Raw genomic sequence first — 22,661 nt, forward strand, 5'->3', positions numbered from 1 at the left:
GCGATGGCCGGAATTGCCTACGACGTGAAGATCGGCGCCTTCCAGGCCTCCAGCCATCCCCAGCGGGGGAACGGACAGGTGCGCTCCATCTCCTGCACGCTGACCATGGATGGCTCCGGAGGCCACTGCTATCTGGAGCTGATCGCCACGGGCGCCTCACCGCCCCAGCCGCGGCCCGGAGACGCGACGACCATCACCCTGGACGACGGCAACGGCGGCGCCACCGTCTTCACCGGAGAGGTGCAGGAGAACAAGGCCGCCGCGGACACGGCCTTCGTCGTCGGCGTCGACGGCCTGACGAAGCTCGCCCGGCTCGATGTCGAGGGGGCCTACGAGCAGATGTCGGCCGGAGCCATCGCCAAGGAGCTGATACAGAAGGCCGGGGCCACCGTCGGAACCGTCGAGGACGGCCCCAAGTTCCCCAGCTATGTGCTGCACCGGGGCCCTCGCGCGCTCCGCCACGTCCAGCAGCTCGCGGAGCAGTGCGGCTTCGACGTGTACACGGATGGCGACGGCAAGGTTCACTTCGCCGCGCCGAAGCCGGGCGGAGCAGACCACGCCTTCACCTACGCCGAGCAGGTGCTGCGCACGGGGCTCCAACAGGTGGCGACGGCCGTCGACGGCATCCAGGTCTGGGGCGAAGGCGCGGCGAGCACCCAGGGCACAGAGAAGACGCACTGGCTCATCAAGGACCTGGCGTCCGTGAGCGGCAAGGCGTCCATGGATGAGGCGTTCACCGTGAAGCCCGCCAGCGAGGGCAAGCTCATGCGGGAGGTGCGCGACGGCGCGATGCGGACAGGCGAGGACGCTGCCACCCAGGCCCGGGCGAGGATGGCGCTGCTGGCCTCCCGTCCCCTGCGCGGCTTCGTCGAGGTGTTGGGCAGCCCCAAGGTGAAGCCCGGTGACCGGGTGAAGCTCGACGCCATTCCCACGACGCACCCGGTGAACGCGCTGGCCTCCGGCAAGGTGCTGCGCGTGCGCACGGTGCGCCACACGCTGAACATGAAGACCGGCTTCGTCACCCGGATGGAGTTCTGAGATGCCCGTACGCATTGGCAAGATCGAACTCATTGGCCTGACGAACATCTACACGGAGGACGCCCGCAACCTCGTGCAGCAGCGCGTCCCAGGTCAGGCGGGCAGCGTCTTCCAGGACCTGGGCCGCGAACCCGTCACCGTGGTGATGGAAGGCATCCTGCTGGGCGAGGACACGCAGGCCAGCCTCGAGGAGTTGCGTCAGGCGCAGATGAAGGCGCGGCCGTTGTCGTTCGCCGCGGACGCGGTCGCCGGAGCGGACCTCACCGAGGTCATCATCGCCGACTTCCAGGTGAAGCAGCTCGCCGGACACCAGAACCGGTTCAGCTTCCACCTCAAGGTCCGTGAACACCAGGAGCCACCCGAGCCCGCCGACGCGGGCGTCGCCGCCGTGAACGCGGCGGTGGCCGACGACGCCGACGCGTGGGCTGGGAGCGCGATGGACGCCGCCGCCGTGTTGCAGGCCCCCGACTCCCTGATGGCCGCCGTTGACAAGAACCCCGAGCTGCTCGGGCACCTGAGCGCGGACGAGCTGGGCTCCGTCATCACCCAGGGCCAGGAGAAGCTGAGCGGCAAGAACTTCGGCTCGCTGCTGAGCACGCTGGGCCAGGTGAACCCGCAAGTCATTGGTGACCTGATCAAGACCCTGCAGAACGGAGGCAACCTGGGGGCGTTCATCGAGAAGCTCGCCACCGAAGGCATCAACGTGCTGGAGGCGCTGACCGGCGTCGACCTGGGCGCGGCGCTCAGCCTCGTGAAGGGCGTCGCCGGCGCGAGCGACTTCCTCGCGAAGCTGCGGCGCGTCGCGAACGAGGCCCAGGCCCTGGGCATGCAGATTCAAGATTTGGATCCGCTCGCCCCCTTCCAGAACCTGGAGGTGGACGGATGAGCAGCACGGCCGACGTCGTCGAAGGCATCTCCCGGCTCATCCAAGCGCTGGATGAGCTGTTCCAGACCCAGACCTTCGAGGCCCTGGTGGATTTGGTCCAGCAGCTCGGCATCGGCGGCCCCGTGAGCCAGGCCCTGCGCGCGATTGGCACGGTGCTGGAACACCTGGTCGATTGGATCTCCAAGCTGGAGAAGGTGGCGGCCATCCCGACGATGCTGGAGGCGCTGGCTCCCACGCTGGAGCAGGTCAAGGGCATCACCACGTCGCGGGAGCAGGACCTGCGGGAGGCCGGCCTGGATGCGCTCGTGCCGCTGACCACGGCGGCCCGCGCCCTGTTCGACGTCTTGAACCGGGTCCGAAAGGGCGCCGAGGCCATCTTGAAGGGGCTGCTGGACCCCGCCGCGCTGGCCCGGTTGCGGCAGTCGGTCATGGACTTCGCGGCCACGCTGAAAGCCTACGAGGAACGGCTCAAGGCGAAGCCCGCGTCCACCCAAACCATGAAGAGAGTGACCCCATGAGCGACCTGGTGACCTTGATGCGCGCCATCATCCGCGCCGAGCTTGCCTCGCTGCGTCTGGGCGACATCGGCGTGGTGACGGCCGCCTTCCCTCATGCCGAAGGCGACGTGCACAACCACGAGTGCAACGTGAAGCTGCGCGAAGGAGGCCTGGAGCTGCGCCGCGTGCCCATCACGACCCCGCATGTGGGCATGGTGAGCGCCCCACGCGTAGGTGACCTGGTGCTCATCTCCTACGTCGGTGGGGATCCCCAGCGCCCCCTCGTGGTGGGCCGGCTCTATTCCGATGAGACCCAGCCGCCCGAGCACGCCGAGGACGAGTGGCGCGTCGCCTCACCGCCCGGTGGAAAGACCTCCATCGCCATCGACAAGGACCAGTCGGTGGTCATCACCGCGGGGGAGACGGTGGTGACGGTGAAGCAGGACGACACCATCTCCATCGTGGGCAAGCAGGACCTGAGCATCCAGGTCGACGGCAACGTGAAGCTCCAGTGCACGGACTGCACGGTGGACGCGTCCGGCGACATCCACCTGGGCACGGGCGGAACCGGCGTCATCACCGAGGGAAGCCACAAGTGCTACTTCACCGGAGCCCCGCTCAAGGGCTCGAAGACGGTGAAGGCCAAGGGTTGACCCATGCCAGCCCTCAGCGCGTCCGAAATCGAGAACCTCGCCAGCAGCGCCCTCCAGTCAGCGGGCCTGCGCGGCGAGAACGCGCCCGACCTCGCCAAGGCCGTGGGGCAGGTCTGCGGGCAAGCCTTCACCCTCTTCGTCAACATGGCCATGGTGGCCCCTGGAATCCCAGCCGCCGCGTCACCGCCCCCCGGTGCGGGGAGCACGGTGGGCCCCGGCATGCTGCTGCCGCCTCCGGCTGGAGGACCCGGCGCCGCGCAAATCGAACCCCTGGCGCTGGCGGCCCTGTCCTCCAACGCGCTCAACGGCGAGCAGAAGCCCGCGTTGGCGAAGGCCCTCGCGAAGTCCATCGAGCAGGCCCTCACCCTCTTCACCCTACAGGTGAAGGTCGCGCCGGGGATGGCCATCTCGGGCTTCACGACGTCCGCCCCGGGTTCGCTCGTGGGAGCAGCGCCCGCCAAGCCCATGCTCGAGCCCCTCATCCTGGGCTTCCTCCAAGCGGAGGGCTTGCGCGGAGAGAACATTCCGGACCTGGCCGGCGCCCTGGCGCAGACCCTGTCCAACGCGCTCACGCAGATGATGTCGCGGCTCATGGTCACCCCCGGCATTCCGTCCTCGCCCGGGGCCACCGCGGGGCCGGGGAGGTTGACCTGATGACCGACACGCTGAAGACGGACCTCCGGCTCGCCTTCAAGGACACCGGCGAGGTGGACCTCGACTGGTCCAACGACGGAGGCGGCGCCAGGACGGTGGACGGCAAGGACAACCTCATCCAGGCCCTCACGCTGCGGCTGATGATCTACCGGGGACACCTGGAGCCGCTGGGCCATACCCGCTACGGCAGCAAGGTGGCGGAGCTCATCGGCGAGCCCCTGGACCGGCCGAACCTGGAGCTGCTGCGCCGGTACGTGCGCCAGGCCCTCAAGGAAGACCCCCGCGTCGAGGACGTGACGCACCTTTCGGTGACCGCGCGGCCCGACCTTCCGGGCGCGGTGGACGTACGGGCGCACGTCCTCGCCGTCACGGGGGACGCAGTGGAACTCGGGCTGGCGCTCGACCTCGGATGAGACGCAGTCGCCGCACGACACGACTTCGGGAGAACACATGGACCTCAGGGAACAGCCGGGTGTGAAGGGAACACTGACCATCGAGCTTCGCGACACGAGCGGCGCCATCGTGGGGCGATACCGGCACCACAACCTGATCACCACCCACGGCAAGCGGCTGCTGGCGGAGCTGCTGATGGGGAAGAAGAACGCCCTGCCCACGAGCTGGGCCATCGTGGTGGGCACGGGCACCGCCCCCGCCAACGTAGCGGATACCGGTTTGAAGGCGCCCATCCCCGATGAGGCGTTGGACCGCTCCCCGGACGTGGCGGTCGTGTCGCGTGGCAACACCACGGTGGTCCAGGGCACGGTGTCCGCCACGCTCCCCGCGCCCGCCGCGGGCACGGTGCAGCCGCTGACCGAGGCGGGCATCCAGATCACCGTGGGGAATGAGAAGATCCTCTTCAACCGCGTGCAGTTCCCGCCGGTGAACCGGGGGGCGAACATGGTCATGACGCTGAGCTGGGAGATTGCCTTTTGAGTCTCACCTCGCTCGACACGTCGTTCAGCGCCATCGTCGACCGGCTGCTCGAGAACCTGGGGCCGGACATCGACAAGAACGCGGGCAGCATGGCCCGCACGCTGGCGGAGTCCTACGGCCGGGAGATGGCCACCTTCTACGCCATGCTCGAACTGGCGCATCGCTCCGGCTACGTCGACACGGCCGAGGGCGCCGCGCTCGACAACGTCGTGGCCGTGCTGAGCATCGCGCGCGCCCGCGCGGGGCGGCTCACCGGCGACGTGGAGTTCAGCCGCAGCTCACCCGCGCCGGAGGACATCGGCATCCCCTCCGGCCGACGGGTGACCGGCATGCTGTCGGAGAACGCCCCCCTCCCCGCCTTCGAGACATTGGAGGATGTGGTGCTCCGCCGAGGAGAAACCCGCGTCGTCGCCCCTGTGCGGGAAGTGCAGGACGACTCGGACGCCTCCCGGAACGCGCCCCCGACCATCGACCCCGGCAAGCTCAACGTGATGCCCCGCCCCGTGCTGGGAATCGAGGCTGTCACCAACCGCGCGCCCATCCGCCGCACCAGTCAGGAGGAGACCGACGCGAACCTGCGAGCCCGCGCGCGCGCCTCGCTCCGGGACGGGGAGATGGGCACGCTCGAAGCCATCGCCGCCGCCGTGCGCCAGCAGGGCGTCCAGCAGGTCACCGTGCGAGAACCCCCGGACGCGCCTCCGGGCATCATCGAGGTGCTGGTCGGCGACCCCGACTTCGAACACCAGCCGGACGGCGTGCAACGGGTGGAGCGGGCCATCCGCGACACCAAGGCCGCCGGCATCCGCGTCCGACTCGGCTATTCACGCACCATCTACCTGCGACCCGTCTTCCAGGTGGAACCCGTGGACCCGGACCTGGACGAGGCCGCGTTCGACCGCCTCCGCCGTGAGCTGTGGCAGGCCCTGGCCCGTTTCGTCGAAGGGGTGCCAGCGGGGGAGCTCTTGAGCCGGCGCAGGCTGGAGGCCGTCCTCTTCGCCCATCCGGCCGTGCGCCATGTCAGCGACATCACCGTGCGCACCTATGTGTGGGACGCCCAGCGCAAGGCGCTCGTGGACGGACCGCGCCGCGAGCTGGGACTGGATTGGAAGTTCCAGCCCAACGAGAAGCCCGCCATCGACCTGGTGAAGGCACCGCCGGACATCTCTCGCGCGAGGCCGCTCGTCTACCGGTTGGACCTGGTGGTGTCGCTCCCTGGCTCGGACCGGCGCACGCCCGAGCAGGTGCGCCAGTCGCTCCGCGGCGCGGTGGAGGCGTACTCGTCGCGCATCATCACGGATGCCCAGGCAACAAAGCAGCCCCAGTCGGTGGTGTCGTGGGATTCACTTCGCGCCGCGCTGGGCAAGGAGGCCGGCGCGGAGGAGCTGCTGTTCGCGACCCTGACCACGGACAAGGGGCTCTCCCTCACGCTCGAGAAGACCGGCCCCGAGGCTCACCGTGCCATGAACCTGGGCGTTCAGCTCGCGCTCGGCGGCGTGGAACTGGTGTGGCTCGGATGAACCCGTCCCAACGCGCGCGCCGCATGGTGGGGTATCTGCCCCCGCTGCTCCAAAGCGGAGGGCGGATCCACCGTCTCTTCGACGCCATCGCCCAGGAGCTGGGCGTGATGGAGGGCGGCCTCACGCGCCTCATGCGCTCGCGCTGGTACTCGCTCGCCAAGGGCTTCCAGGCGGACGCCTCGCTCGCCACGAAGGCGGGCTCCGAGCTGGGCCGGATGGGCGCGCTCTTCGGGCTTCAGCCCGGTCCGGACGAAGCAGACGCCTACTTCCGGCGGCGGCTCGCCTCCCTGGTGGAGCTACACCGCACGGGACTGGGCAGCGCCCCTGCCCTGCTTCGGCTGGTCTCCTTGGTCTACCGGGCCGAACAACCCCCGGAGCTCTCGTGGGATGGAGACACGGCCGTCGGCCGTTTCATCGTGCCGGAGCCACCGGATGCGACAGGCGTTCCGGGAAGGCGCAGCATCACCGTCGAGCTCCACGACAACCCCTCGACGCCCGCGATGGCGCGCTTCCAGCGCATCCCCGCGGACCAGCGACTCCTCACCCTCAACCAGGGCCTGGACCCCGCCTTCCCCGAGGTCACGCTGACCGCGCCCGCGGACGCGGACATTCGCGTTCCCATCCTTCACCACCATGACTCCGGATTGGACGTGCTGTTCCTGGGCAGCGTGCCCCGAGGAAAGACGCTCACGCTGCGCCACCAACGCGTCCCGTTGATTGATGGCAACCCGGCGCCCGAGCCGGTGCTCCTCGCGCATCCCGCGCGCTTCGACGACAACCCTCAGCCGCTTCGCTTCGACACGGACGCGGCGCGCTTCTCCGTGTTCGACCGGGACCAGGGTCTGCCCGAGCTGGCCCCCGGGGAGAATCACTGGAGCCACGGCACGCTGAGCAAGCAGGACCTGGAGAACTACCTGCCCAGCGGGCGCAACCCCGAGTTGGAAGAGGACAGGCTCAAGGCCCTGGAGCTGGCGCTCGAGCCCAGGCAATCGCCGCCCATCGACATCCAATTCCGCTGGACCGAGGTCACCCCCGCCACGTTCTCACTCCGCATCCCGGTGGACTACATCCCTCCCCAGGCCGCGAGCCTGCCCGACCTGGTCCGGGAGCTGACGTCCGCGCTGAACTACGGCCGGGCGTCCGGCGTCCGCGCCCGCATCGAGTTCATGCTGACGATGCCGCGCGAGGTGTTCGAGGTGAGCGAGAGCCCGGCGAACGTGGCCCTCTCCACCCGCTACGCGGAGCCCTCCGGCGTCAATGACTCGCCCATCTCCGACACGCTGACCTCCTTCGGGCCCGCCATCGATTTCGAGGAGCAGCTCCCGGAGCCCGAGGATCGCCTCTCCTGGTCCGGCTACTTCGACACCACCCGCTTCAACACCTCGAGGTTCGACAAATGACCGACCCCTTCATCAAGGCCAATCCCGGAGACCCCATCCTCTCCGAACACTGGAACACCCTTCAGGTGCGGCTCATCGAGGCCATCCGCACGCACACCCACCTGGGAGGAACGGACGGGACGAAGCTGAAAGGCGGAGGGCTCGACCCGGAGACCACGCTGACGGTGAAGGAGCTGGCGGCCTCATCCAGCGTCACCGCGAAGCAGGTCGATGTGTCAGGCATGTTGACGGTGAAGGGAATCAACGTGGCCGACCGCATCACCGGCCTGGACAACGAGAAGTTCCCCGTGACGGGAGGGCGGCTCTCCGGCCCGATCACCGTGGCGGGCCACATTGGAATCGGGACGACAGACCCTCAGACCACGCTCCACGTCGTGTCACCCAGCAACATCGTGGCCCGTATCGAGGCGGGCGGCACGGGAAGCTGGGCGGAGCTCGACCTCTACAGCACGTTCAACGCCGCGAATCAGCGGAGGTGGAACCTGGCGGCGTGCGGCCATGGAGGTTTCTTGATCCGCCTGCTGTCGGACGTGCGCGGCGAGCAGTCCATACCGCTGTCCATCAGCCCGACTGGCGGCACGGTGACCCTCAAGAACCTCGCGGTCCAGGGCAACATCATCCCCTCGGTGGGAAACTCGATGAGTTCGGGCATCCAGTTCCCCACCGACCCGGGAGGCGGCAGTGGAGACCAGGCGTTCATCCGCTACTTCGTCACCGGGGGCGAGACGACCAAGCTTCGGATTGGTATCGACAACGACGTGGATGACACGCTGGGCCTGTGGCAGATGGGCAGCGAGCGGCTCACCGTCTACAACGGCAACGTCGGTATCGGAACGGAAGTGCCTCAGACAGCGCTGCACATCAAGCAGCGCGTGCCAGGGCTTGGCATCCGGCTCGAGGACATTCAGGCGCACCGGTGCTTCCAAATCCATTACGAGAACAACAACGCGACGGTCGTCTTCTACCATGAGAACGGCCTGGGCCATTTCATGCGGAATGACGGTTCGTGGAACCGGAACTCCGACGCCTCCTTGAAAGAGAACGTCGCCGAGCTCGAGGGGACTTTGGACAAGATCCTCCAGCTCAAGCCCTCCAGCTTCGACTGGAAGGGCACCGGCACCCGGGACATCGGGCTCGTCGCCCAGGACGTGGAGAAGCTCTTCCCCGAGCTCGTGGGCACCGTGCAACTCGATCAGGCTCCCGAGCCGAAAACCATCAAGGGCATCGACTATTCGAACCTGGGCGTCCTGGCCATCGCGGCGATCCAGGAGCTGAAGGCTCGTTACGACGCAACGTTGAAGGAACTCGAAGCACGCATCCAGACACTCTCGAAGGCCAGCCACCCATGAAAGACGCAATCGAACAGCGCCTTGGCGCGCTCCAAGCCGAATACGAAGCCGGACAGAAGATGCTCGCGGAGATGGACGCGAAGCGCTCTCAGCTCACCACCACGCTGCTGCGCATCGAGGGCGCGATGCAGGTCCTTCGGGAGATGCTAGCGCCGGAGCGGCTGGCCACGGACACCGTGACGAACGACTCGAAGGCGGCACGCTGAGCCATGACCCGCGCGCGCGTTGGAGCCACGTTGAGGCATGACGGGAAGGCAGTCCCCGCGGGACCCACGGCGCCCTTGGATGCCCAAGGGCTCACGGTGGCGCTCGACGTGCCGCCCAACGTGGAGCTGCTGCGCGCGTCGCTCACCGTGCAGGCACCCGGGGAGGACGTGATGGTGGATGTCCTGCCGACCGCCACCGTCGCGACCAGCCGCGGCCCGGGCCCCGTGCCCACGAACGCGCCCGTGCAGTGGTTCAGCGTGGACTGGGGGGCCCGCCGCGCCCTGATGTTCCTGCAGGTGAAGACCCGTGAGGCGAATGTGGAGGGGCGGCTCAGCATCGCCGACGGCGGCCCGTGGTATCCGCCCACGCCGGTCACCACCGTTCCCCTTGGGGACAAGGACACCACGGCGCTGCCGCTCCCCGGCATCCTGGCGAGCCGGCTGATGGTAGAGGTCTTCGCGCCCCCCGCCAATCCCGTTCCTCCGGCCACCGGACAGAAGGCGGTCGCCACGGTGTCATCCCTCGTGGTGAAGGCGGCGGCGCGGCCCCCGGACCTGACGGTCCACGTCGAGACGGAACGACCGTTCTTCCAACACGGGCTGCCATTGCAGCCCTTGCAGGAACTGACGCTGCGGGATGACGTGAGCGCGGCGCTCCAGCAGGCATGGCCCGCGGACCTGAAGGGAGGCACGGTCACCCTCGGACTCCGGGCCCCCGCGCCGTCACGCCTCCAACGGCTCGGCATCACGCTGGACACCGTCACGCTCACCCAGGTGTGGAGCCAGGGAGGGGACACGCTCGCCCTGCCGCTGACCGCGGACGAAGAAGGGATTGGCCGCGTCGAGATAGCACCGGGCCAGCCCCTGCGGGAGGTGCGGTTCCTCGCGAGGTACCAGCCTCGAGGTGAACGCGTTCCACTCTCGTTTCCCCCGCCTGAGAACCCGTCGCAGGCGCATCGGTGTGGAGCGGGGCTCGCGGCGGCACAGGCATTCTCTTCGCCAGAGGAAGGCCACGCCCTCGCGGGAATGGATTTCCATCTCCGGCCCCTCACCCGCTCCGTCATGGGCATGGTGACGCTCTTTCCGGATGAGTATGGCCGCCCGGGCACGGTGCCCCTGGCGCCAGGCGTGGCGTTCACCTTGGACGAACAGGACCCGGCGCCGTGGGACGCGCGCTGGGTGTCCATGGCGTTGCCCAAACCGCTTGCGTTCGATGCGACGCGAAACTGGTGGGCCGTGCTCACCGTCGCCCAGGGCAGCCTGCTCTGGAGCCTCGGGGATGCGGCGAGCGTAGGCGGCGCTTCGGGCCTGGCGCCACGGGCCTCTCTCTATCGGACCGAGGACACCGGCCCCTGGCTGGAGCGTGAAGTGCCGTCCCTCCGCGGACCGAGCGATGGAGCGTGGGCCTACAGCCGGCCGCGACTGCTCACGTCCTGCACCGAGCCAGCGGAGCCACCACAGGTAATTCTACGCTGGGGCACGAAGCAGCTCCCCGTGAAGCTCGATGCCCACGGGTGGGCCCGACTGGACGAGCGGGAACTCGCGGAGCTCGCCCCGCCCCCCGTTCTGGCGACGGGCTCCGCGCCCATGCTCGAGGTCGTCGTGCGTTCGCGGGTCGCGGGGGAGATCACGCTCTCCGAGCTTCGCGTGACGAGCCCCCAGCGCGACACGTACGCGCTGTTTCAGCCCTCCTGAGGGTCATCCGCCATGCTGGCCTCCGTCGAAACCTTCTTCCACGACGCGCTCCTGTCCTCGCTTCCGGATGGCGTCCCCGTCTCCACGGGGCCATCGTCAGGGCCCGCGATTGGCGTCGCGCAGCTCCTCGAAGTCATCGCGCCGAGCATGAAGCTGGCCCTCCTCGAGTCCGCGGACCTGACGGCCCGCCGTGAGCCCGCGTTCCATTTCGGGGTACACCGCTGGAAAGCCAACGGGAAGCAGCGGGACTTCGCCCTGCCCGCCTCTGTCGTGGGGCAGGTGGTGGAGGTGGAGTCCCCGCCGGGCTACCCGTTGCGGCGGGGCGACGACTACGAGGTGGAGGGGCGCACCGTGCGCTGCTACCGCCCTCCCGCCCAGGCGGACGTCGCCGTGGTGGCGCGGCTGCGCGGAGCCCACGCGTCCGGCTTCCTGGAGCGGGCTCCGTGTGACATCCCCCTCATCCTCCGGGCCTGGAGCGAGGAACACGGCGCGGCGGACGCGTTGCTGTCGAGCGCATTGAGCACGCTCCTGATCGCCGCCGCGACGATGGGCAACCTCGACGACTCCGCCTCGGACGAAGCGGGCGTGCGGATCCGGTTGTTGCGGCCCAGCGTGGTGCTCGTCGGGATGACACGTGGCGCCGAGCTGCTCCACGCGAAGCCATTCTTCCGCGCCCAGGCCGAGTTCCTCATTCGAGGGGAGCTCGAGCAACTCATCGTGGTGGGAGCGCCGCAACCCACAGGGGTCATCCGCGAGGTCCTGCCGGTTTAGTGCTCGAGCGAAGGCATCGCGCTGGACCAACCAGGGCGACACGCCGCCCTGCGGGGTCGAGCTGACGCCGTGGCTGAAGGCCATCGACCCCACGGCGGACCGGGCGGGCCCGTGGCTGAGCGCCGACGTGGCGCCGAGGGCCCTACTCCCGCCGCACCACCGCGCCCTCGGGAGGCCCGTGACGATGCGCTTCAGGGCGTCATCCACGGGCCCTTGCAGCGCGGACTCGATGGTCACCTTCACCCGGTAGTCCTTGGCGGGGTCGAACTCTGGATAGGAACCGATGGCCACGTGCGGCATGTCGAGCGCCACGCGGTCCAGCACCGCCGCGATGTCGCTCTCCCCCAGGCTTAGATAGAGACAGCTCACGGCCACCGGCGTGCCGCTCAGGCGCGCGAGCACGGTCTCCAACTGCATCCTGAAAAGCTGCGGGACGCCGGGGAGCAGGTAGACGTCATCCACCGCGAGCACCGGGAACCAGGTCCCGGACTGGGGAAGGAGCACGGCGCCTTCGGGGGCATCGGCGAGCCGCAGTCCCTCGGGCGTCACCTCGCGCTCGGGGACCCGGGACGTGATGAGGTCCAGCATCTCCTGGAGCCGCACCACCCGCCGGCCCATGGCCATGGCGACGGCGCGCACGGTGACGTCGTCATGGGTGGGGCCAATGCCGCCGCTGGTAAAGACGTAGCGGGCCTTGCGGCGGGCCCGAGCCACGGCGTCCACGATGGCGTCCACGTCGTCGAGCACCGTCTCCACGGAGACCAGCGGGATGCCCACCTCGCGCAGGCGCTTGATGAGGTGCGGCCCGTTCAGGTCCTGGACCTTGGCCGTCAGGACCTCGTTGCCGATGATGACTGCCGCTGCGCCGGTCCGCTCCATAAGGGGCGGGAGTCTAACCGAATCCGAGAGGTGGAGGGTCGACGGCGTCCCGGACCTGCCATGGACTTACATGACGGAACGTTCGGAGGATGTGGCGATTCGGGCCCGAGCGACGACCCCGAGCCCCCACGGGGCCCCGACATCGGGACCATCCGCGTGAGGTACGGCGAGCACTGGAGGGACTTCAACGACACGCGGCGTGTCCAGATGCACCATCAGGACACGGTGACCGACTTCTCTGTCTTCGGTGAGTCCGACCCCATCCCCGACGCCGAGGATGATGAGATCGGCGTCTCTCTCCGCATCGCGCTGGATCCCGCCATCCGGAACTCGGGGCCCGCCACCCTCACCCTTGCCGGAATCGCCTGGGGACAGGACCGCATGCCCCGGCCGCCACCCCAAGGCTCGCTTGCACAGTCCGAAGCCGTCCGGGACGTGTCGAGCGCCACGCTCTGCAACTGGATGCCGCGTGAGATCGATACCGAGTGGCACTACACCGGCACGCTCGAGCTGGAGACGAACACCGACACGGAGGTCAAAGGCCGGTTGGTCCTGACCGGGCTCGGCTCCTTGAACGGGAGCTGCGGTGGAGATGAGACGTCCATTGACGTCCCGTTCTCCATTGCACCGCTGCTCAACTGAGCAAGGCGGACGCGACGCCGACTCAGCGCTTCTTGCGCCCCAGCAGCTTGCGAATCTCCACCAGCGACGCGGCCGTCACCGCCTCGATGCCCTGCTCGCCGTCGATGTGGACGATGCGCTCGTGCTTCTCCCGGCGGCGGATGGCGGCCACGTACTGCTTCGCGATGCGCCGCTGCGCCTCGTCCGCCTCGAACAGCTCCGCGGCCCCGCCCCGGGCCTTGCGGCGGCGGGCCGCGACCTCGGGCGCCACGCCCACGAAGAGCGTCAGGTCCGGCGACACCGCGCAGGCATTCACCGCCTCCACCCAATCCATGGGCAGCGTCGCCCCCTGGTACGCCAGGGACGACAGGACGTAGCGGTCGCACAGGACAATCTGCCCGGCGGCCAGCGCGGGCAGCACCCGGGCCGTCAGGTGGTCCGTCCGGTCCGCGGCGAAGAGCAACGCCAGCGTCTCCGGCGCCAACGGTCCCGCCCCTCCTGGCAGGCCCAGCCGGCCCGTGAGCGCCTGACGAATCATCGTCCCCACGGGCCCATCCGAGGGCTCCCGCGTGGTCAGGACCGAGTGCCCCTCCGCGCGCAGGGCCGCGGCCAGCCGCTCCGACTGCGTCGTGGTGCCAGCGCCATCCAGCCCCTCCAGGACGATGAACCGCCCCGGGTAGCGAGACGTCGCCTTCTTCCGAGCGGCGCTCACCGGGGCAACAGGGCCGCGGGGTCGTCCAGCCGCAGCTCGCTGCGCAGGGCCAGCATCGACTCGTATTGCTTCAACTCATCCACCAGGACCTTGCGGCCCGCGCGGTAGCTGATGAAGGCGTACACGAGCAGCCCCAGCGACAGGAAGGCCGCCGCCCAGGCCAGCAGGGGCGTCCTGAGCGAATCGTAGAAGAGCTTGCCCGACGCCCCGCCGACCAGGGAGGCGATGACGGTGGCCACGCCCGCGTGGGCGAAGCGCGTGGTGCTTTCGCGGGTGGAGAGGCTGGCCTGGAGCTGGTCGAGCCGGGCCCGGAGTTCCTGCGGATTGGAAGTCATCACGGCGCCGAAGACCCTACATCAGGGGACTTCCCGCGTCGAGTCAGCGCCCCCTCCCTGGGCGGTCAGAGGACCTCCAACGGCCCCTGCCCGCCTCATCCGCGCCATCATCCCCACACACAGCCACAGACGGGTTGGCTTGCGAGCCAGAGGCACCCACGCTACATGCGCCGCTCATGCAGCCTTCCGCCCGGACCGAATCCTCCATGAGTCACGACAGCGAGCTCTCCTCCATCGAAGACGCCATTCGCGACATCCAGGAAGGCAAGTTCGTCGTCGTCGCCGACGACGAAGACCGTGAGAACGAGGGCGACCTCATCATGGCCGCGGAGAAGGTGACGCCCGAGCACATCGCCTTCATGGTGCGCCACACCAGCGGCATCATCTGCATGCCCATGCTGGCGGAACGGCTGGATGAGCTCCACCTGCCGCAGATGGTGTCGGACAACACCGAATCCCACCGTACCGCCTTCACCGTCTCCGTCGACTACCGCCACGGGACGCACACGGGCGTGTCCGCCGCTGACCGCGCCAAGACGATCCGCGCCCTGGTGGACCCCACCAGCAAGGCGGATGACTTCCTGCGCCCCGGCCACATCTTCCCGCTCCGCTACCGTGAAGGCGGCGTGCTCCGCCGCGCCGGCCACACCGAGGCCACCGTCGACCTGTCCCGCCTCGCGGGCCTGTCCGCCTCCGGCATCCTCTGCGAGCTGGTGAAGGACGACGGCACCATGATGCGGATGCCGGACCTCAAGGTCTTCGCCCGCGAGCACAACCTGAAGGTCATCACCATCGCGGACCTCATCGAGTACCGCCGCCGCAAGGACCGGCTGGTGCGCCGCGAGCCCGGCCAGCACACCGTCTCCACCCGCTACGGCGACTTCACCGCGCTCACGTACTCGTGGCTGCCGGACGGCGTGAAGTCCCTGGTGCTCATGAAGGGCGACCCCGCCTCGCGACCCAGCACCCTGGTCCGCCTGCACGCGGCCTGCGCCCTGGGCGACGTGTTCGGCTCGCCGACGTGCAACTGCAACGTGCTGCTGGATCAGGCGCTGGCGCGCATCGCCCGCGAGGGCAGCGGCGTGCTCGTGTACCTGCCCGGCATGCACGGCGACGACTTCGGCATCCATCACAAGCGCAACACCGACGGCAGCAGCGGCCCCACGCGCGGCCCGCAGGAGTCGCGCGACCTGGGCATGGGCTGCCAGATCCTCAACGACCTGGGCGTGCGCTCGCTGCAGGTGATGACCAACTCGGACATCACCTACCGCGGCCTCGCGGGCTTCGGCCTCACCATCGAGAAGCGCGTCCCGCTCCAGCCGGACTGACGCGCCCCGCCTCTGGCGGACCGGGACGGCGTCAGCCCAGGTCCGCCAGCGCGCCCCTCACGGCGTCCAGCGTCGCGGGCAGCTCCACGGGCGGGTTGGCGAACTGGCTCGCCACGTCCGCCAGCGCGCCCCGGTGGTAGCCCACCTTGAAGTCCGCGAACTTCAGGCCGTGCGCGGTGGACACCACCACCACCTTCGAGCCCCGGGCAATCACGCCCCGCGCCACCAGCTTCTCCAGCGCCGCCAGCGCCACGCCGGTGTGCGGGCACGTGAAGGTGCCCTCGCGATCCGCGCGCGCCGCCGCGTTGGCCAGCTCGGACTCGGACGCGTCCTCCACCACGCCGTCGAAGGCCTTGAGCACCTTCACCGCGCGCTTGAAGGACACCGGGTTGCCAATCTGGATGGCCGACGCCAGCGTGGGCTCGGCCTGCAGCGGCACCAGCTCCTGGAAGCCGCCTCGGAACGAGCGCGCCAGCGGGTTGGCCTTCTGCGCCTGCGCCACCGCGATGCGCGGCCGGCGGGAGATGAGCCCCAGCTCGAACATCAGCTCGAAGCCCTTGCCCAGCGCGCTGGCGTTGCCCAGGTTCCCGCCCGGAATCACCACCCAGTCCGGCGGCTCCCAACCCAGGTCCTGGCAGAGCTCCACGGCGACCATCTTCTGGCCCTCGATGCGCAGCGAGTTCATCGAGTTGGCCAGGTACAGGCCCGTGTCCGCCGTCACCGCCTGCACCAGCTTCATGCAGCCGTCGAAGTCCGTGTCCAGCGACAGCACCCGCGCGCCATTGGCGATGGGCTGCACGAGCTGCGCGAGCGACACCTTGTTGCGCGGCAGGAACACCACCGCCGGAATGCCCGCCGCCGCGCAGTAGGCGGAGAGCGCCGCGGACGTGTCGCCCGTGGAGGCACACGCCACCGCGCGCAGCGGCACGCCCCGGGCCCGCATGTGCTTCACCGCGGACACGAGCACCGTCATGCCCCAGTCCTTGAAGCTGCCCGTGGGCGAGACGCCGCACTCCTTCAACTCCAACGCGGCCAGCCCCAGCTCCGCCGCCATGCGCGGCAGCGGCTTGAGCGGCACGCGGCCCTCGCCCAGGGACACGATGTCCTCGATGGGGAGCTGCGGGTAGGCCCACTCGCGCTTGCCCCAGACGCCCGAGGCATCCGGCAGGCGCGCGGAGCCGAAGCGCGTCTCGAACCGGCGCTTCCACTCCGCGGCGGGCACGGTGCGCAAGGCGGCCACGTCATGCGCGACCTCCAGGAGCCCCCCGCAGCGCGGGCACCGGTACACCACGTCCAGCAGCGAGGCGCGGAAGTCACACCCCTCACTGCACGCGAACTCCGCGCGGAAATCCGAAGACGTTCCGTTGCTCATGCTTCCTCCTGGGCCCGGGTACCGCACTCCGGACACGGCTTTCCGGGCCGCACGGGCGTGTGGCACGACGAACAGGCGCGCCACCCGTCGTCATCGGCGGCGGGCTTCCCTGCCACGGCCGCTCCGGCGGCGGGACGCACTCTGGGCAGCCGCATGCCGCAGTTGTCGCAAAGCAACCCCGCCGCCTGCGTGTTGCGGCAGTAACGACAGACGACGGCCCCCAGGGGCGCCGCGGTGCGAACGCCGTCATCCGCCGCGCGCCCCGTGTCCAGCTCGGCCATGGGGGCCACGGGCACCGGCCCCATGTCCCGGGCCCGCGTCAGTTGGAGGTCCGGAACCATCTGCACCGGCAGGTCCGGGCCGGAGCGCACCCGCGTCAGGTCCAGGTCCGGCAGCGCCGCGACACTCACGGGGGCGCGGCCTCCCGCGTGCGGCGTTACCTCCAGCTCCGGCAGCGTCGCGATGGCAGGGGCGTCGGCCACGGGCAGCGGGAACCGCTTGCCGCAGACATCGCACTCCGTCCCTTCGGGCTGAACGTGGTCACAGAGCGGACAAATAATCATGATGTGCGAACGTTAGCGGGCCTCCGACGCCATGGCGAGCAAGCGGACGGCCAGCGTGCCGCCTGCCTCACCGGGTCGCCCACCACCCGAGCCCTTTCAGCCCTGGGAGAGCGCCTGTCCCGTCATGGGGACGAAGCGCACGGGCAGCAGGGACTCCACCTGGGGCACCTCGCCGGGCCGCAAGGCGCGATGGATGCGCAAGAGCTGCTGCGTCCCTCCCTGGGGGCCCACGGGAATCAACATGCGCCCGCCCGGCTTGAGCTGCGCGAGCAGTTGAAGCGGCACGTCCGGGGGCGCCGCCGCCGCGAGGATGGCGTCAAAGGGTGCCTCCTCGGGCCATCCCAGGGAGCCGTCCCCTTCCCGGAAGGACACGTTGTGGAAGCCTTGCGCCTCCAAGAGGCGCCGGGCCGACGCGGCCAGCTCCGGGACGATTTCCACCGTGAAGACCTGGCGGCACAGCAAGGACAGCACCGCCGTCTGGTAACCAGAGCCGGTGCCAATCTCCAGCACGCGCTCCGTCCCGTCGAGTTGGAGCGCCTCCGTCATCAACGCGACGATGTAGGGCTGACTGATGGTCTGCCCATGGCCGATGGGCAGCGGCACGTCCGCACCGGCCTCCCCGCGCGTGGCCTCGGGGATGAAGTCCGCGCGGTCGAGCCGTGCCATCGCGTCGAGCACGCGCCGGTCCTGGATGCCGTGCCGTGAGAGGTATTCTGCCCGTCCCCAATCGCCCATGCCCCTACCCTAGCCACGAATGGCCTCACGGGCACGGCGTCCGCGGACTACCCCACGCGCGCGAGCGCGAGCCGCCCTTCCCAACGCTCCTCGAGCGCCTTCACGAGGCCCTGGTTCTCCTGGGCCTTCATGTCCGGGTCCTTCTCCAGGATGCGGCGCGCCTCCGACTGCGCCATGGAGAGCAGGTCTCCGTCCCGCGCCAGGTTGGCCACCGCCAGTTCGGGCAGGCCACTCTGCCGCGTGCCCAGGAATTCTCCCGGGCCTCGAATCTCCAGGTCCTTCTCCGCGATGACGAAGCCGTCGCTGCTCTGCTCCATCACGGCGAGGCGCTCGGCGGACTCCCAGGAGCGCGCGTTGCCGGCCACCAGATGGCAGAAGCTCGCCGCCGCGCCGCGCCCCACCCGGCCCCGGAGCTGGTGGAGCTGCGACAGACCGAAGCGCTCCGCGGACTCCACCACCATCACCGACGCATTGGGGACGTCCACGCCCACCTCCACCACGGTGGTGCACACGAGCAGGTGGAGGCGCTTCTCGCGGAAGTCCTCCATGACGGTGTCCTTCTCCTCCGCCTTCATCCGCCCGTGCAGCAGCCCCACCTTCGCGTCGGGGAACACCTTGCGCAGCTTCTCCAGGCCGCGCGTGGCGTCCTCCAGGTCCAGCTTCTCCGACTCTTCCACGAGGGGGTAGACGACGTAGGCCTGATGGCCCTTCGCCAGCTCCGCGCCCACGGACTCGTAGACGAGCGCGCGCTGCTTGTCGTTGAAGACCCGCGTGCGGATGGGCGTCCGGCCCGGCGGGAGCTGGTCGATGACGGACAGGTCCAGGTCGCCGTAGAGCGTCATGGCCAGCGTGCGGGGAATGGGCGTGGCCGTCATCACCAGCACGTCCGGCTTGGGGCCCTTGCTCATCAGCGTGTGACGCTGGAGCACGCCGAAGCGGTGCTGCTCGTCAATCACGACGAGGCCCAGACGGTCGAAGGAGACGTCGGCTTGAAGCAGCGCGTGCGTGCCCACGGCCAGATGGATGTCACCCCGGGCCACGGCCTCGCGCACCTGACGCTTGGACTTCGCCGTGCCCGCCGCGCTCACCAGGCCGACCTGGTAGCCCAGCGGCGCCATCACCTTGCGGAAGTTGCGCTCGTGCTGCTCCGCGAGGATTTCCGTGGGGGCCATCACCGCCACCTGGTAGCCGGCCTGCAACGCGATGAGCGCGGAGACCATGGCCACGGCCGTCTTGCCGCTGCCCACGTCGCCCTGCACCAGCCGGTTCATGGGCTCCGCGCGCGCCATGTCGTGGCAGAGCTCCTCCACCACGCGCGCCTGTGCGCCCGTGAGCTGGAAGGGCAGCGCGCCCCGGGCCTTCTCCAGCCGCGGCGCAGACACGTCGAAGGCGATACCGACCTCCGCCTTCACCCCTTGACGCTTCAGCGCCATGCCGAGCTGGAGGAAGAACAGCTCATCGAACGCGAGCCGCCGGTGCGCGGGGCTCTGGTGCGCATCGAGCGCCTCCAAATCCGCGTCTCCGGGTGGGAAGTGGATGTAGCGCAGCGCGTCCGGCAGGCCCATCAGCTCCATGCGGTGGCGCAGGCCCATGGGCAATGGGTCGTCCAGTTCGTGCGCGAACTGTTCGCCCACGCGAGAGGTCAGCTCGCGGAAGGAGCGCTGCTCGCCGCGCTCGAAGCCCGGGTACACGGGGACGATGCGATTGAAGTGCACCGACGTGGTGGAGTCGAGGTCCTCCGCGGGCTCGATTTCCGGGTGGGCCATCTCGCGGCCCGTCATCGTGGCGCGGACCTCTCCGGAGAGGACGATTCGCTTGCCCACGGTGAACCGGCTCTTCAGCCACGGCCCCGCGTTGAAGTACGTCGCGGCGATGCTGCCCGAACGGTCGCCCACGACGGCACGGAACATCCGTCGCCCCTGCCGCCCGGGCACGAAGTCCGCCACCTTCACGATGCCGACGGTGACGCCGCGCTCACCGGGCTCCAGTTCGGCGATGGTGCGCAGTTGGCGGCGGTCCTCGTAGCAGCGAGGCAGCATGAAGAGGATGTCGCCCATGCGGCGCAGCCCCTTCTTGTCCAACGTCGAGACCAGCTTGGGCCCCAGCCGCTTGCCCAACGTCTTCAACGGAGAGGACAGTGGACCGGAGCGCGGCGCGATGGAGAGCAGCTTGGCCTCGGAGCGAGACGCCTCCGCCGCCACGGCCTGCTTCTTCTTCCGCTGCGCCTTCTCCTTCCGCGTCTTCGCCCCGGGAACCGCGCCGGGCCCCGTGTCGAAGGTGCCCTGCCGGCCGCCCGACTTGCCACGCGACGACTGCGCCCCACCCGCTTCGGACGCCCCCGGGCGCGCTGGGACGCGGTTCGTCGACCGCGCAGGCAGTGACGCCACGTCGCTCGCTTCAGCGCGCGCTGGGACGCGGTTCGTCGGCCGCGCCGGCGGTGCCATCCGTTCCTCGGATGGAGTCAGTGGCGCAGGACCGCGCGCTCCAGACACCGGCCCGTGCGCCGCGCCACGCGCTGGAGCGGAGACCTGACGATTTGGAAGCGCCCCCGCCAGCACGCGCTGCCCGTAGGCCACCGCCGCGCCGGGCATCGGCGTCTCACGCGGTCCACGAAGCGCATCCGCGGACCGAGGCGAGGCCAGGAGGCCCGCCGCCTCGGATGACGAGGCATCCCGCGGCCGCCGGCCCTCGCTGGACGCCGCGGAGCCCCCCGTCCCTCGCGAAGCGGGCACCGGATCCACGGACCTCCAGGGCGGCACGTATCCCGGGGGCGTCACACCACCAGCCGGGGCGCCCCCCTGCGCCGACGTGGGACGAGGCGGCGCCTCGCCCTCCATCGACATCCCGAGCAACTCGCCGGGCAGCTCCACGCCGCTGATCTTCAACCCCGCGACCACACGCCGAAGGGCCGCTTTGCGCCGCTCCGGAATGGGGTGGTCCACGTAGGGCAGCGCGGCCTGAAGGTGCGCCAGGGCCTTCGCGTCCACGCCGCTGGCGCCCGCGAGCGCGCGCTCCAGCACCGGGCGCAGCGACTTCACGGTGGCGAGCATCGCGAAGTCGCGCTGGCACGCATACCGGAGGGGGCCTACGAGACTGGCGAGGGGGTGGCTCACGCGGGGGTTCCGCCGTACATCCTACGGAACGGGGATGACGTCTCCCACAAAACGAGACCGGGGAAGCGAGCCCTGGCCCGCTCCCCCGGCAACTGGCTGGCGCTTCCGAAAATCAGCTCTCGCCTGCCGGGGCCTCTTCCGTGGGCTCCTCGAAGCGAATCTCCGTGATTTCCAGCTCGCGCACGCCGCCAGGGCTCTGCACCGTGGCGATGTCGCCCACCTTCTTGCCGATGAGCGCCCGGGCCACCGGCGAGGTGACGGCGATCCACCGCTTCTTCAGGTCGGCCTCGATTTCACCGACGAGCCGGTAGCTCACCGGCTTGTCCGTCTCGGTGTCGAGCAGGTCCACCGTCGCCCCGAAGATGACCTTGTCACCCCCCAGCTTGGCCGGGTCGATGACCTCCGCCCGCGCAATCCAGTCACCGAGGGTCAGGATGCGGCCCTCGATGTGGGACTGCTTCTCCTTCGCCGCGTGATACTCCGCGTTCTCGCGCAGGTCGCCATGGGCGCGAGCGACCTCGATCTCGCGCGAGATCTTCCCCCGCTCAACGGACTGGAGGTGCTTCAACTCCTCCTTCAGCTTGCGCAGTCCGGACGGGGTCATCGGGATGTTGTCGCTCCCGCTGCTCATCGACACAGCTCCTTCCACCACTCCCAGGTTCAAGACTTTTGGGGACGGGCGCTCCTCCCGGAGCACGCCCCCACGACCAAAAGGCCAATGTAGGGAACCACTGACAAGTTGGTCAATGAAACCCGTACAGGGAACGGGAGATGCACTGGGCGCGCGCCCGGTGACCCGCTAGTCTGCCCCCGTGCTGTCCGTCCAGGAATTGCGCGCGCTCGGCGCGGCGCTGCCCTCCAGTTCCTTCCAGCGTCAACTGGGGCCTTTCGCACTCATCCAACGCCCGCCCTCCGAGGCCGCGTCCGCGGTGCTCGCGCCCACGCGAATGGCGACGGCCTCGGAAATCGAGCAGGGCATGCTCACCCTGCTGTTCGAATTCGAACACCTGCGGGTCGCCACGCTGCCGCCCCTGAACGCCACGGACCGGCTGCGCATTGGCCGCCGCATGGACTGCGACCTCGTCGTCGACGATGCGTCCGTGTCGAAGATGCACGCGGAGTTGTGCTGGAACGCGGACGGGCAGATCTGCACGGTCCAGGACCTGGGCTCCACCAACGGCACCTTCCTCAACGCCCGCTCCCTGAGTGGCCGCGAAGCCGTCCTGCGCGACGGGGACATCCTGAGCGTGGGCAACGTGCAGTTCTGGTACCTGCTCACCGGCACCCTGCACGAACGCCTGCGCGCCGGTGAAGCCACCGGCCTGGGCTCGCGCAGCGGTTAGGCCTTCGTCGCGGACGCTCGCGACGCGCGCCCCGTCGGCTATGGTCCTCGGACTGGCCGGG

The 22,661-nt window shown here is 69.5% G+C and carries 23 protein-coding genes and 1 pseudogene; 16 read left to right on the plus strand and 8 right to left on the minus strand.

The window, feature by feature from the left end:
* The first annotated feature begins 3 nt into the window (after positions 1-3).
* The 13 genes from A176_RS16865 to A176_RS39980 are packed head-to-tail and all read left to right on the plus strand — an operon-like array spanning position 4 to position 11,599.
* Positions 4-1,038 carry a hypothetical protein gene (locus tag A176_RS16865; RefSeq protein ID WP_021781398.1) on the plus strand — a complete coding sequence of 345 codons (1,035 nt, stop codon included), beginning with the start codon at positions 4-6 and terminating at the stop codon, positions 1,036-1,038.
* 1 nt (position 1,039) lies between these two features.
* Complete coding sequence (locus tag A176_RS16870) at positions 1,040-1,924, plus strand: hypothetical protein (protein WP_002639381.1); 885 nt, start codon at positions 1,040-1,042, stop codon at positions 1,922-1,924.
* The gene (locus A176_RS39075; RefSeq protein ID WP_002639382.1) at positions 1,921-2,442 is read left to right on the plus strand and encodes a hypothetical protein; all 522 of its coding nucleotides are present in this window, start codon (positions 1,921-1,923) and stop codon (positions 2,440-2,442) included. Before A176_RS16870 ends, A176_RS39075 begins: the two co-directional genes overlap by 4 nt.
* Positions 2,439-3,074: a phage baseplate assembly protein V gene (locus A176_RS16880; protein WP_002639383.1), complete on the plus strand. Its 636-nt coding sequence runs from the start codon at positions 2,439-2,441 to the stop codon at positions 3,072-3,074. Before A176_RS39075 ends, A176_RS16880 begins: the two co-directional genes overlap by 4 nt.
* 3 nt (positions 3,075-3,077) lie before the next feature.
* On the plus strand, positions 3,078-3,728 hold the full coding sequence (locus A176_RS16885) for a hypothetical protein (protein WP_002639384.1): 651 nt from the start codon (positions 3,078-3,080) through the stop codon (positions 3,726-3,728).
* Positions 3,728-4,141, plus strand: a complete 414-nt coding sequence (locus A176_RS16890) for a DUF2634 domain-containing protein (RefSeq protein ID WP_002639385.1) — start codon at positions 3,728-3,730, stop codon at positions 4,139-4,141. The genes A176_RS16885 and A176_RS16890 overlap by 1 nt, the downstream gene beginning before the upstream one ends.
* Before the next feature lie 37 nt (positions 4,142-4,178).
* Positions 4,179-4,661, plus strand: a complete 483-nt coding sequence (locus A176_RS16895) for a hypothetical protein (protein WP_044890451.1) — start codon at positions 4,179-4,181, stop codon at positions 4,659-4,661.
* Positions 4,658-6,178 (plus strand): baseplate J/gp47 family protein, encoded by a 1,521-nt coding sequence (locus tag A176_RS16900; protein WP_002639387.1) that lies wholly within the window; start codon positions 4,658-4,660, stop codon positions 6,176-6,178. The genes A176_RS16895 and A176_RS16900 overlap by 4 nt, the downstream gene beginning before the upstream one ends.
* Complete coding sequence (locus tag A176_RS16905; protein WP_044890452.1) at positions 6,175-7,578, plus strand: hypothetical protein; 1,404 nt, start codon at positions 6,175-6,177, stop codon at positions 7,576-7,578. The genes A176_RS16900 and A176_RS16905 overlap by 4 nt, the downstream gene beginning before the upstream one ends.
* The gene (locus A176_RS16910; RefSeq protein ID WP_002639389.1) at positions 7,575-8,927 is read left to right on the plus strand and encodes a tail fiber domain-containing protein; all 1,353 of its coding nucleotides are present in this window, start codon (positions 7,575-7,577) and stop codon (positions 8,925-8,927) included. Before A176_RS16905 ends, A176_RS16910 begins: the two co-directional genes overlap by 4 nt.
* Entirely contained in the window at positions 8,924-9,133 is a 210-nt protein-coding gene (locus A176_RS16915) for a hypothetical protein (RefSeq protein ID WP_002639390.1), read from the plus strand. Before A176_RS16910 ends, A176_RS16915 begins: the two co-directional genes overlap by 4 nt.
* A gap of 3 nt (positions 9,134-9,136) precedes the next feature.
* The gene (locus A176_RS16920; protein ID WP_144429556.1) at positions 9,137-10,828 is read left to right on the plus strand and encodes a hypothetical protein; all 1,692 of its coding nucleotides are present in this window, start codon (positions 9,137-9,139) and stop codon (positions 10,826-10,828) included.
* A gap of 12 nt (positions 10,829-10,840) precedes the next feature.
* The gene (locus A176_RS39980; protein WP_002639392.1) at positions 10,841-11,599 is read left to right on the plus strand and encodes a hypothetical protein; all 759 of its coding nucleotides are present in this window, start codon (positions 10,841-10,843) and stop codon (positions 11,597-11,599) included.
* A gap of 142 nt (positions 11,600-11,741) precedes the next feature.
* On the opposite strand, the pseudogene A176_RS16930 reads toward A176_RS39980, so the two are convergent.
* Positions 11,742-12,478: pseudogene (locus A176_RS16930) on the minus strand (competence/damage-inducible protein A).
* 60 nt (positions 12,479-12,538) lie between these two features.
* Between A176_RS16930 and A176_RS16935 the strand changes: the two are divergent.
* On the plus strand, positions 12,539-13,120 hold the full coding sequence (locus A176_RS16935) for a hypothetical protein (RefSeq protein WP_144429557.1): 582 nt from the start codon (positions 12,539-12,541) through the stop codon (positions 13,118-13,120).
* A 22-nt stretch (positions 13,121-13,142) separates the two neighbouring features.
* On the opposite strand, the gene tmk is transcribed toward A176_RS16935, so the two are convergent.
* Together tmk and A176_RS16945 are read right to left on the minus strand one after the other, a co-directional pair.
* Positions 13,143-13,811 (minus strand): dTMP kinase, encoded by a 669-nt coding sequence (tmk, locus tag A176_RS16940; protein ID WP_002639395.1) that lies wholly within the window; start codon positions 13,809-13,811, stop codon positions 13,143-13,145.
* Positions 13,808-14,146, minus strand: coding sequence for a hypothetical protein (locus tag A176_RS16945; RefSeq protein ID WP_044890454.1), 339 nt, complete (start codon positions 14,144-14,146; stop codon positions 13,808-13,810). The genes tmk and A176_RS16945 overlap by 4 nt, the downstream gene beginning before the upstream one ends.
* 176 nt (positions 14,147-14,322) lie before the next feature.
* Between A176_RS16945 and ribB the strand changes: the two genes are divergently transcribed.
* A complete protein-coding gene (gene ribB, locus A176_RS16950) occupies positions 14,323-15,474 on the plus strand; it encodes a 3,4-dihydroxy-2-butanone-4-phosphate synthase (protein ID WP_002639397.1) in 1,152 nt (383 codons plus the stop codon).
* Between the two features lie 31 nt (positions 15,475-15,505).
* On the opposite strand, the gene thrC is transcribed toward ribB, so the two are convergent.
* The 5 genes from thrC to greA form a co-directional block, all read right to left on the minus strand.
* The gene (gene thrC / locus A176_RS16955; RefSeq protein ID WP_002639398.1) at positions 15,506-16,846 is read right to left on the minus strand and encodes a threonine synthase; all 1,341 of its coding nucleotides are present in this window, start codon (positions 16,844-16,846) and stop codon (positions 15,506-15,508) included.
* Positions 16,843-17,409, minus strand: a complete 567-nt coding sequence (locus tag A176_RS16960) for a hypothetical protein (RefSeq protein ID WP_044890455.1) — start codon at positions 17,407-17,409, stop codon at positions 16,843-16,845. Before A176_RS16960 ends, thrC begins: the two co-directional genes overlap by 4 nt.
* 96 nt (positions 17,410-17,505) lie before the next feature.
* Positions 17,506-18,144 (minus strand): protein-L-isoaspartate(D-aspartate) O-methyltransferase, encoded by a 639-nt coding sequence (locus A176_RS16965; protein WP_002639400.1) that lies wholly within the window; start codon positions 18,142-18,144, stop codon positions 17,506-17,508.
* A 47-nt stretch (positions 18,145-18,191) separates the two neighbouring features.
* Positions 18,192-21,257, minus strand: a complete 3,066-nt coding sequence (recG, locus tag A176_RS16970; protein ID WP_002639401.1) for an ATP-dependent DNA helicase RecG — start codon at positions 21,255-21,257, stop codon at positions 18,192-18,194.
* A gap of 112 nt (positions 21,258-21,369) precedes the next feature.
* Positions 21,370-21,888 carry a transcription elongation factor GreA gene (gene greA / locus A176_RS16975; protein ID WP_002639402.1) on the minus strand — a complete coding sequence of 173 codons (519 nt, stop codon included), beginning with the start codon at positions 21,886-21,888 and terminating at the stop codon, positions 21,370-21,372.
* A 181-nt stretch (positions 21,889-22,069) separates the two neighbouring features.
* Here greA and A176_RS16980 point away from each other — a divergent pair, with 181 nt between their 5' ends.
* Positions 22,070-22,600: an FHA domain-containing protein gene (locus A176_RS16980; protein WP_002639403.1), complete on the plus strand. Its 531-nt coding sequence runs from the start codon at positions 22,070-22,072 to the stop codon at positions 22,598-22,600.
* Positions 22,601-22,661 lie beyond the last annotated feature (61 nt).

It is taken from the genome of Myxococcus hansupus (genome assembly GCF_000280925.3).
GTDB lineage: Bacteria > Myxococcota > Myxococcia > Myxococcales > Myxococcaceae > Myxococcus > Myxococcus hansupus.